The 8447-nt window shown below is 73.8% G+C and carries 6 protein-coding genes and 1 pseudogene; 2 read left to right on the forward strand and 5 right to left on the reverse strand.

Features of this window, described 5'->3' with window-relative positions:
- Positions 1–1307 (reverse strand): ComEC/Rec2 family competence protein (locus J7E86_RS30540; protein ID WP_374223884.1); only part of this gene is annotated, 1307 nt, incomplete at its 3' end.
- Here J7E86_RS30540 and J7E86_RS32170 point away from each other — a divergent pair.
- A complete protein-coding gene (locus tag J7E86_RS32170; RefSeq protein ID WP_374223885.1) occupies positions 1306–1428 on the forward strand; it encodes a hypothetical protein in 123 nt (40 codons plus the stop codon). The genes J7E86_RS30540 and J7E86_RS32170 overlap by 2 nt on opposite strands.
- Positions 1429–1561: 133 nt before the next feature.
- On the opposite strand, the gene J7E86_RS30545 is transcribed toward J7E86_RS32170, so the two are convergent.
- The 4 genes from J7E86_RS30545 to leuS all read right to left on the reverse strand — a co-directional run bounded on the left by J7E86_RS30545 (position 1562) and on the right by leuS (position 7408).
- The gene (locus tag J7E86_RS30545) at positions 1562–2521 is read right to left on the reverse strand and encodes a ComEA family DNA-binding protein (RefSeq protein WP_215086066.1); all 960 of its coding nucleotides are present in this window, start codon (positions 2519–2521) and stop codon (positions 1562–1564) included.
- Positions 2522–2696: 175 nt separating this feature from the next.
- Positions 2697–3542: a DegV family protein gene (locus J7E86_RS30550; protein WP_215086067.1), complete on the reverse strand. Its 846-nt coding sequence runs from the start codon at positions 3540–3542 to the stop codon at positions 2697–2699.
- Between the two features lie 93 nt (positions 3543–3635).
- Positions 3636–4358 (reverse strand): hypothetical protein, encoded by a 723-nt coding sequence (locus tag J7E86_RS30555; protein ID WP_215086068.1) that lies wholly within the window; start codon positions 4356–4358, stop codon positions 3636–3638.
- Between the two features lie 203 nt (positions 4359–4561).
- A complete protein-coding gene (leuS, locus tag J7E86_RS30560; protein WP_215086069.1) occupies positions 4562–7408 on the reverse strand; it encodes a leucine--tRNA ligase in 2847 nt (948 codons plus the stop codon).
- Positions 7409–7834: 426 nt separating this feature from the next.
- Between leuS and J7E86_RS30565 the strand changes: the two are divergent.
- Positions 7835–8447 (forward strand): annotated as a pseudogene (locus J7E86_RS30565) (hypothetical protein); the annotation flags it as partial.

Here is an 8447-nt window from a genome sequence, read left to right on the forward strand (position 1 = left end):
GCCACGGCCGCGGCCCAGGACGCGGGCCAGCCGGCGAGCCATGCGAGGCACTCGGCGGCGGGCATGGCCAGCGGCGCCACGGCCAGGGCGGCGAACCCGAGGACCGTGGCGGGCGCGACGGCCGCCTCGGCGAGGAGGTTGCACGGCACCGCCACCAGGCTCACCCTCGCCGCCATCACGGCGATCACCGGCGCGCACACCGCCTGCGCGGCGGCCGCGGCGGCGAGGGCCTCCGCCACCCGGGGCGGCACCCCGCGCCTCCGCAGGGCCGCGCTCCAGCGGGGAGCGATCGTCAGCAGGGCGCCGGTGGCCAGGACGGACAGCAGGAAACCGTAACTGCGCGCCAGCCACGGGTCGTAGAGGACGAGCAGCAGCGCGGCGGCCGCCAGCGCGGGGAGCAGGCTGCGGCGCCTGCCCGTGCCGATGGCCAGCAGGGTGACCAGGCCGCACGCGGCGGCCCGCAGGACACTGGGCTCCGGGCGGCACACGATCACGAAACCCAGCGCGAGGCAGGCACCCAGCACCGCCGTCGCCCGCAGCGGGATTCCCAGCCGGGCGGCCAGCCCACGGCGCTCGGCACGGGTGGCCAGGTGCGCCGGCCCGATCAGCACCGCGATGAGGATGGCGAGGTTGCTGCCCGAGACGGCCAGTAAGTGCGTCAGATCCGTGGCACGGAATGCCTCTTCGAGGTCGGGCGGGATGCGGGAGGTGTCGCCGACCACCAGACCGGGCAGCAGCGCGCGTGCGTCCGGCGCGAGCCCGTCCGTGGCGGTGCGCAGGCCCGCGCGCAGCCGGGCGGCGGCGCGCTGGAGGGCCGAGGGCTCCTCGACGACCGGGGGCGGGCCGTGATCGCGGGTGCGTACGACGGCGGCGACGCGGTCGCCCTCGCGGGAGGGCGGGGCGAGGCGGCCTTCGACACGGAGGCGGGTGGAGGGCAGCAGCCCCGACCACGACGGAGGGGCGATCACCATGACCGGTGTGCGGGTGGCCGTGGTGTCGTGTGCGGTGGTCACACGGGTCGCTTCGGCCTCGAACACGACGGCGGGTGCGGCGCGGGCCGCCCCGCGGACCCGTGGGCGGGTGGCCCGGGGGTCGCCGGTGACGGTCACGTCGACAGTGGCCTGCCCGTACTGCCGGGCCAGGGCGGGCAGGGGCCCGCGGCGGGTGTCGGCGGCCCGCAGAGCGCCCACCGTCGCGCCCGCCACGGCGCACAGCAGCACGGCCGCCACGGCGACGGACGTGCCGCTCCGGCCGGTTGGCGCCGCGGGGCGTCGGTGCCGGGTGCCGATGAGCAGTGCGGCCGCCATGAGTACCGCGGCGGTGACGGTGACGGTGACGACCCTCCCGTCCGCCGTCACCGCCCAGGCCGCCGCCGCCCACGCCGCGCACGCCGGCACGGCCAGCCGGAGGTCGGCGGGTCCCTCCTGACGCGGCCCGGTGGGGACCGGTGCGGGCTCGGGAGCCGGGGCGCCTCTCGCCGGGGAGATCGCGTCCGCATCACCTTGTACGGAGAGGGGTCCACCGTCCGGAGCGTCTGCCCCACCGGTGCCGCCCGCCCGCCTCATGGCTGCACCAAGGGGCGCAGGTCGGTGAAGCGGCGGGCGCCGATGCCGTTGACGTGGCGGAGCTCGTCGACGGAACGGAAGCCGCCGTGCCGGGTGCGGTAGTCGAGGATGTGCTGAGCGAGCACGGGGCCGACGCCGGGCAGGGCATCGAGCTGTTCGACCGTGGCGGTGTTGAGGCTGACCGGCCCGCCGGGCTGCCCCGTCCCTCCGGCTCCTCCCTGGATACCGGCCGGTGGCGTATCCGCCTGCGGCGAGCCCACCACGATGTGTTCGCCGTCGGTGAGGACGCGCGCCCGGTTCAGGCCCGTCGTGTCGGCGCCCTCGCGAGCTCCGCCTGCCGCGTTCAGCGCGTCGACGACCCGTGAACCGGCCGGCAGACGCTGGATGCCGGGCCGCCGCACCTTGCCCGCCACGTCCACCACCACGCTCCCGCCGGACGGCTCCGCACGGCCGGGTGCGGCCGGACCCGGGCCGGCCGTGCCGGGACCGTTCGCCGGCGCCGCCGCGATGGGCGCGGTCGTGGCCACCGTCACGGCCGGGAGCCGCCGCTCGGGCGCCCGTACGGCCTGGGGCCGGCCCGCCCAGAAGTGGTGGGCGGCGAAGGCGCACGCCGCGACCAGCACGATCACGAGCGCGGCGAGTGTCCTGCGTTCGATGCCGCACCGCAGTTGCACCCACATCGGCAGCCGTTCCCCCACGGCGAGCCGCCAAGCGGCCGGCCCACGGGAGCGATTGGGCTCGTCCGGCAAGGGCAAGGGCAAGGGCGCGGACGCGGGCGCCGGTGGGTCGGGGCTCCCCCGCACCGGGGCCGGCGCCCCGGGGAACAACGCGGCCGCGCGCTCACGTTGCGAGCCGCCGGAGCCGGGAAGGTCGCGTGTGGAGATGTCGGAATAGGCCGCGAGGGCCAGATGTGCCAAGGGGTCGGAGCGGGCCGGGCGGGCCGGGTGATCTGTCATGCCGACGACCGTAGGCGCGTTCCGGCGATCCCGCTGAAGCGGCTCGATTCCCGTGGATAACCGGCCAGTTGTGGAAAACTCCCTCACCCGGGAGTGGCAACCACCGTCACCCCGGAGCGATCCGACCGGACGGTAACCCGCCGCCCATCGCCATCACCCCACCGCTCCCCCACCGCTACCGCGGCGCGATCACCACACCCAGCAGCCCGGGCCCCGTGTGCGCCCCGATGACCGCCCCGACCTCGCTGACGTGCAGGTCCACCAGCCCCGGCACCCGCTCCCGCAGCCGGTCCGCGAGGAGTGTCGCGCGGTCGGGGGCCGCCAAGTGGTGGACGGCGATGTCGACGGGCGCGGCACCGGCCCGCTCCACGGCGATCTCTTCGAGGCGGGCGATGGCCTTGGATGCCGTACGGACCTTCTCGCGCAGCTGGATGCGGCCGCCGTCGAGCTGCAGCAGCGGTTTGACGGCCAGCGCCGAGCCGAGCAGCGCCTGGGCCGTGCCGATCCGTCCGCCGCGGCGGAGGTAGTCGAGGGTGTCGACGTAGAAGAACGCCGTCGTGCCCTGCGCGCGCTTCTCGGCGGCCGCGACCGCCTCGTCGAGGGTGCCGCCCGCCTCCGCCGTCTCGGCGGCGGCCAGCGCGCAGAAGCCGAGGGCCATGGCGACCATGCCCGTGTCCACGACCCGCACCGGCACGGGCGCCTCCCGCGCCGCGAGGACCGCCGCGTCGTACGTACCGGAGATCTCGGCGGAGAGGTGGAGGGAGATGATGCCGTCGGCACCGGACTCGGCGGCCGCGCGGTAGGCGGCGGCGAAGACTTCCGGCCCGGGTCGTGAGGTGGTCACCGGCCTGCGCTTCTGCAGGGCCTGTGCCACGGACCGGGCCGAGATCTCGGTGCCCTCCTCCAGCGCCTCGTCACCCAGGACGACCGTCAGCGGTACGGCCGCGATGCCGTGGCGCCGCATCGCCTGCTGCGGCAGATAGGCCGTGGAATCCGTGACGACAGCGACGTGGCGGGGCATGTTCCGGAGGTTACCCGCCGGGGCGCTCCGGTGGCAGTACGAGCCCCGTACGCGTGATCATCCCGGCGTACGGCCGGACAGCGGGGCGGTCGGTCAGGTAGTGCTCTCGGGGCGGCGGGTCTTCTGCCAGGAGGGGGCGGGCTGCTGCCGGGACGGCCGACCGGTGATCGAGGGACGCGCGGGACGCTCCGGGGACGCCGCGGCCTCGGACTCCTCGCCCCTTTCCGCGGACGGCGCGGGGGCGGGCGGCGCGGGGGCGGGCGCCGGCTCCTCGGTCGTCCAGTGCCGCAGCGCCCCGGCCTCCATCCGGATCTGCCCGCTCAAGGCGTCCAGGTCGTCCTCCGCGAACCGCCTGGCCCGGTCCTGAGCCGCGAACCGCAGCGAGTCCGCCGAGTCCCGCACCCGCTCCGTGCGCTCGCGCAGACCGGGCAGGCACGCGGCGATCCTGGTCCGGTCCGGCTCGCCCTCCAGCCGCCTGAGCTCCTCGTCGAGCTCGTGGCCGTGGGCGCTGAGCCGCTGGAAGAGCGACAGTGCCTCCGACAGCGAGGGATCCTCGGGGGCGGCCACCCGCAGCGCCTCCTGGGTGGCGCGCATGGACGTCCGCAAGGACAGGCGCAGCTGCGCGACCTCGCCGGCCGCGCCGGGCTGGGCGTACGTCCGCGCCTTGAGCCGGGTGTCCTCGACGGTGCGGCGGGCCTGGGTGACCGTGCGGTCGACGCCGCGCTTGACCGCGCGCACGGTCTTGACCGTGGCGAACACGCCGAGTGCGACGAAGATCGCGAAGATCAGCGCGATGATCACGACCGCGGCTTCCATGGGCGCTCCTCAGCGAGGTCGGCGGGGCAGTCGGCGGGGCAGTCGGCGGGGCAGTCGGCGGGGCAGTCGGCGGACAACGGGTCGGCAGGGCGCCGGGTCACCCCTCCACCGTAAACGGAAAGGGCAGGCCGGGGGTTCCGATGGAACCCCCAACCTGCCCGTAGGGACAAACCCTCAGGTCCGCCCCGAGCCGTTCGCGTGCGTTACGCGGGGACGATGTTCACCAGCTTCGGCGCCCGGACGATCACCTTGCGGATGCCGGCACCGCCCAGCGCCGCGACGACCGCCGGGTCGGCCAGAGCCACCCGCTCCAGCTCCTCGTCGGAGATCGACGGGGCGACCTCCAGCCGCGCCTTGACCTTGCCCTTGATCTGGACGACGCAGGTCACGGCCTCGTCGACCAGGTAGGCGGGGTCGGCGACGGGGAAGTCCTCGTGGACGACCGAGCCGGTGTGGCCCAGCTTGCGCCACAGCTCCTCGGCGATGTGCGGAGCCAGCGGGGCGACCAGCAGCACCATGCGCTCGGCGACGGAGCGGGGCACCTCGTTGAGCTTGGTCACGAAGTTGTTCAGCTCGGTGACCTTGGCGATGGCGGTGTTGAAGCGCAGGTTCGCCATGTCCTGGCCGACACCGTCGATGGCCCTGTGCAGGGCGCGCAGCGTGGCCTCGTCGGCCTCCGTGCCGACGACCGTGACCTCGCCGGTCGCCTCGTCGACGACATTGCGCCACAGGCGCTGCAGCAGCCGGTACTGGCCGACGACGGCGCGGGTGTCCCAGGGACGGGAGACGTCCAGGGGGCCCATGGCCATCTCGTACAGGCGCAGGGTGTCGGCACCGTACTCGGCGCAGATCTCGTCCGGCGTGACGGCGTTCTTCAGGGACTTGCCCATCTTGCCCAGGACGCGGCTGACCGGCTCGCCCTGGTGGAAGAACTTGCCGTCGCGCTCCTCGACCTCGGTGGCCGGCACGGCGATGCCACGGCTGTCGCGGTAGACGAACGCCTGGATCATGCCCTGGTTGTAGAGCTTGTGGAACGGCTCGGCCGAGGAGACGTGGCCCAGGTCGAAGAGGACCTTGGACCAAAAGCGGGCGTACAGCAGGTGCAGTACGGCGTGCTCGGCGCCGCCGACGTAGAGGTCGACACCGCCGTGCGGCTGTCCCTCGCGCGGGCCCATCCAGTAGCGCTCGGCGTCGGCGGAGACCAGGCTCTCGCTGTTGTGCGGGTCCAGGTAGCGCAGCTCGTACCAGCACGAACCGGCCCAGTTGGGCATGGTGTTGGTCTCGCGGCGGTAGCGCTTGGGGCCGTCGCCCAGGTCCAGCTCCACGTTGACCCAGTCCTCGTTGCGGGACAGCGGGGTCTCGGGGGAGGTGTCGGCGTCGTCCGGCTCGAAGGTGCGCGGCGAGTAGTCCTCGACCTCGGGCAGCTCCAGCGGCAGCATCGACTCGGGCAGCGGGTGGGCGACGCCGTCCTCGTCGTAGACGATCGGGAAGGGCTCGCCCCAGTAGCGCTGGCGGCTGAACAGCCAGTCGCGCAGGCGGAAGTTGATGGTGCCTTCGCCGATGCCGCGCTCGGTCAGGTGGGCGATGACGGTGCTCTTGGCCTCGTCGACGTCCATGCCGTTCAGGTCGATCTCGTCGTTCGCGGAGTTGATCGCCGGGCCCTGGCCGCCGTACGCCTCGCCCTCCCAGCCCTCCGGGGGCTGGACCGTGCGGACGATCGGCAGCTCGAAGACGGTCGCGAACTCCCAGTCGCGCTCGTCCTGGCCGGGGACGGCCATGATGGCGCCGGTGCCGTAGCCCATGAGGACGTAGTCGGCGACGAAGACGGGGATCCGCTCGCCCGTCAGCGGGTTGAGGGCGTACGCGCCGGTGAAGACACCGGTCTTGTCCTTGCCCTCGGTCTGGCGCTCGACGTCGGTCTTGGACTGGGCCTGCTTGCGGTACGCCGCGACGGCGTCGGCCGGGGTGCGGGCGCCGCCGGTCCACGCGTCCTTGGTGCCCTCGGGCCACTCGGCCGGGACGACGGCGTCGACCAGCTCGTGCTCGGGGGCCAGCACCATGTAGGTGGCGCCGAAGAGGGTGTCGGGGCGGGTGGTGAAGACGGTGATCTTCTCGTCGTGCCCGGCGACCTGGAAGGCGACGCGGGCGCCCTCGCTGCGGCCGATCCAGTTGCGCTGCTGGAGCTTGATGGCCTCGGGCCAGTCCAGGGCGTCCAGGTCGTCGATCAGGCGGTCCGCGTAGGCGGTGATCCGCATGTTCCACTGGCGCAGCTTGGACTTGAACACGGGGAAGTTGCCGCGCTCGGAGCGGCCGTCGGCGGTGACCTCCTCGTTGGCCAGGACGGTGCCCAGGCCGGGGCACCAGTTGACCGGCGCGTCGGAGGCGTAGGCCAGGCGGTACTGGCCCAGGACGTCGGCGCGCTCGGTCTCGCTCAGCTCGTCCCACGTGCGGCCGTCGGCGTGGGTGCGCTCACCGGCCTCGAACTCGGTGATCAGGTCGTCGATCGGCCGGGCCTTCTTCGCGTCCTCGTCGTACCAGGAGTTGAAGATCTGGAGGAAGATCCACTGGGTCCACTTGTAGTAGTCCGGGTCGATCGTGGCGAACGACCGGCGCTTGTCGTGGCCCAGGCCCAGCCGCCGCAGCTGGGTCTTCATGTTCTCGATGTTCGCCTCGGTGGAGACGCGCGGGTGGGTGCCGGTCTGCACGGCGTACTGCTCGGCCGGCAGGCCGAAGGCGTCGAAGCCGAGGGTGTGCAGGACGTTGTGGCCCGTCATGCGGTGGTAGCGCGCGTAGACGTCGGTGGCGATGTAGCCCAGCGGGTGGCCGACGTGCAGGCCCGCACCGGAGGGGTACGGGAACATGTCCATGATGAACTTCTTGGGCCGGTCGACGACCGCGGCGTCGCCCGCCAGGTCACCGCTGGGGTTGGGTGCCGCGTAGGTGTCGTTCGCGTCCCAGAAGTCCTGCCAGCGTGCCTCGATGTCAGCGGCCAGCGCGGCCGTGTAGCGGTGCGGGGCAGCCACCTCGGCGGCGGTGTTGGTCTCGCTCATCGTCCTCAAAGCTCCATCGATCGTCGTCTCTACCTGCGGCACCCGCGGAAATGAAAAATCCCCTCGCACAGGAGGGGACGCCGCGCCGATGCCGACCGAGGTCACCGGTCGGTACTGATCAGCGCGGCCCGCTAAGCAGAAGGCGTACGGCACGCATGGGGTCAGGTTACCGCAGGGGCCGAAGGGCCCGCACCGAGGTAAGGGCTCCGGGCGCGCGGCCGGTACGGGCGCTACCGCCGGACCGGGACCCGGGACCGAGCGCGGACCCGCACCCGCACCACACCCCGGGAGCCGACACGAACCGTCACCCCTCGATCACCCCGCGTGGCGCAGAACGAACAAACGTTAGCAGCGCGACCACCCGCCGCACCGGTGTTGCACGAAGCGGACCCGGTGCCCCCGCGCCGCTGCCTAGCGTGCTGGGGCATGAACCGCTTCCTCGACCACACCGGTGGAGTCCTCGCGCTGGTCTCGCTCACCGCCACTGTCGTCTGGGGGCTCATCGCCGCCGACCGGCTGCTCCTCACCCCGCGCGCCCGGCTGCTCGCCCAGGCGGTCCACCGCGCGACCGCCGTCGGAGCGCTCGGCTTCCTCCTGGTGCACATCGGCGTCAAGGTCGCCGAGGCGCACACCTCGGCCGGCGCCGCCCTGCTGCCGTTCTCCTCGGGCTTCCGTGGCGCGGGCGGACTGATCGGGCTGGGCGCGCTCGCCGCCTACCTGATGGTGCTCGCCGGCGCGACCGGAGCCTTGCGGAGCGCTTTCGCGGGATGCGGCCGCGCCGCCCAACGGTGGCGCGCGCTGCACGCCTGCGCCTACCCGGCGTGGTGCGCCGCCGTCCTGCACGGCCTCAACGCGGGGCGCCCCCCGGCGAATTGGGTGACAGGGTGCTACGGACTGTGCCTGGCGGCGGTCGCGGGAGCGCTGGCCTTCCGGCTGGTCCGCGCGCGCCGTCGCAGCACGTCCGACACCGAGCCCGCCGGAGCGGCTCCCCTCAAGCCGGCGCCCACCGCCGTCTCCGCGCCGGGCGCCCACGCCGCCC

This window comes from Streptomyces sp. ISL-11, assembly GCF_018614525.1.
GTDB lineage: Bacteria > Actinomycetota > Actinomycetes > Streptomycetales > Streptomycetaceae > Streptomyces.

Coding starts and splice junctions, on each gene's coding strand:
- J7E86_RS30545 (WP_215086066.1), bottom strand. CDS start 2,521: ATGACAGATCACCCGGCCCGCCCGGCCCGCTCCGACCCCTTGGCACAT.
- leuS (WP_215086069.1), bottom strand. CDS start 7,408: ATGAGCGAGACCAACACCGCCGCCGAGGTGGCTGCCCCGCACCGCTAC.
- J7E86_RS30555 (WP_215086068.1), bottom strand. CDS start 4,358: ATGGAAGCCGCGGTCGTGATCATCGCGCTGATCTTCGCGATCTTCGTC.
- J7E86_RS32170 (WP_374223885.1), top strand. CDS start 1,306: ATGAGTACCGCGGCGGTGACGGTGACGGTGACGACCCTCCCGTCCGCC.
- J7E86_RS30550 (WP_215086067.1), bottom strand. CDS start 3,542: ATGCCCCGCCACGTCGCTGTCGTCACGGATTCCACGGCCTATCTGCCG.